The sequence below is a fragment of the Nioella sediminis genome (genome assembly GCF_001879695.1).
In the GTDB taxonomy this organism is placed as follows: domain Bacteria; phylum Pseudomonadota; class Alphaproteobacteria; order Rhodobacterales; family Rhodobacteraceae; genus Nioella; species Nioella sediminis.
On the sequence record NZ_MNBL01000196.1, the window covers coordinates 1 to 1,003 of the forward strand.

Genomic DNA, 1,003 nt, shown 5'->3' on the forward strand with positions numbered 1-1,003 from the left:
CGGCGCTGGCGATGCTGGTTCATATGGCCATTGCCATCGCGCTATATGTGATCGGCTGGCGGGTGCCGGGCATCCTGCCCCAGGAACAGGGACAGATGATCGGCGTGTTGATTGCCGTGGGCTTGTTCATGCAGGTGCCGATCTTCCGCCTGTTCATCTGGTCGGCCTTCAGCGGCATCGAAGCCCGCGAACGCCGCGCACGGGGCGGTTGAGCCCCCGGCGCTTTGCCGCTATGTGCCGCGGCTGATCCGGTAAGCGAGGCAGACGCGTGAGCGACCATCACAAACACCCCAAGGCCCCGTGGCGCAATTTCTATGGCCGCCGCAAGGGCAAGACCCTGCGCGACAGCCAGGAAACCTATCTGGAGGAGGATCTGGCCGGTCTCTCGCCGGGCTTGGTCGACTGGGACGCGAACCCGGACCGGGTGCCGCTCGATCTGGACGCGCTTTTCGGCGGGCGGGATGTGTGGCTCGAGGTGGGCTTCGGCGGCGGCGAGCACATGGTGCATCAGGCCGCGCAGAACCCCGACGTGGGTATCATCGGCTGCGAGCCCTTTATCAACGGTGTCGCCATGCTGCTTGGCAAGATCCGCGAGGCAGGCGTCAGCAACCTGCGCGTTCATCCCGGCGATGTGCGCGACATGTTCGACGTGCTGCCCGAGGCGAGCATCTCGCGCGCCTTCCTGCTCTACCCCGATCCCTGGCCCAAGAAACGCCACCACCGCCGCCGCTTCGTAACACCCGAACATCTGGAACCGCTGGCGCGTGTCCTGAAACCCGGCGCGATCTTCCGCGTGGCGACGGATATTCCCGACTATGTGCGCCAGACGCTGGAACAGGTGCCGCGCCATGGGTTCGATTGGCTGGCAGAGGGGCCGGATGATTGGCGCACGCCCTGGGGCGACTGGATCTCGACCCGCTACGAGCAGAAGGCGCTCCGCGAGGGCCGCACGCCGCACTACCTGACCTTCCGAAAGCGCTGATCCCTTTCATCTTGGCAAAAA

The 1,003-nt window shown here is 65.4% G+C and carries 2 protein-coding genes; both read left to right on the forward strand.

All coding sequences use genetic code 11. The annotated features are described in order from the left end of the window. Positions 1–212 (forward strand): hypothetical protein (locus BKY26_RS20380; RefSeq protein ID WP_158514375.1); only part of this gene is annotated, 212 nt, incomplete at its 5' end. A 56-nt stretch (positions 213–268) separates the two neighbouring features. Further along, a complete protein-coding gene (trmB, locus tag BKY26_RS19775; protein WP_071692077.1) occupies positions 269–982 on the forward strand; it encodes a tRNA (guanosine(46)-N7)-methyltransferase TrmB in 714 nt (237 codons plus the stop codon). The last annotated feature ends 21 nt before the right edge of the window (positions 983–1,003 follow it).